This is a genomic window from Streptococcus oralis, from assembly GCF_001578945.1.
GTDB lineage: Bacteria > Bacillota > Bacilli > Lactobacillales > Streptococcaceae > Streptococcus > Streptococcus oralis_Q.
This window is the reverse complement of the sequence record NZ_KQ969631.1, coordinates 1-385: the sequence shown is the minus strand read 5'-3', so window position 1 is coordinate 385 and position 385 is coordinate 1. Positions and strand designations below refer to the sequence as shown.

Annotated in this window: 1 pseudogene; it reads right to left on the bottom strand. The window is 41.8% G+C overall.

The features are described from left to right. Positions 1 to 58: 58 nt before the first annotated feature. Positions 59 to 385 (bottom strand): annotated as a pseudogene (locus SORDD16_RS10140) (helix-turn-helix domain-containing protein); the annotation flags it as partial.

Here is a 385-nt window from a genome sequence, read left to right as displayed (position 1 = left end):
TTGGTATTTGAGCAAGGGTTGCTCGCAGGCATTGATGATATACTCTTTGTACTTTCTATCGGTTGTTTTCAAGAACGGTAATGGCCTTTCGTGTATGGCAATTCTGCGCAATGAAGGCAAGTTTTCCTTTGTTTCGTGAAAATTCATCCCAGGATAAGACTTCAGGAAGTTTAGAAAAATCCTCAGTGAAGGTGAATTGTTCTATCTTTCTCTGGACGGTGGAAACGGAAACGTGGACTCTTTTGGCAATATCAGAGTTTGTGAGTCTTTCTGTGTGTAGTTGCGTTATCTTTGTCCAGACGAGCTTAGAAATTTGACAGTTTTTCTGAACCAGAGGCGTTTCAGCTACTGAAACTCTGCGACAGACCTTATACTGAAAGCGCTG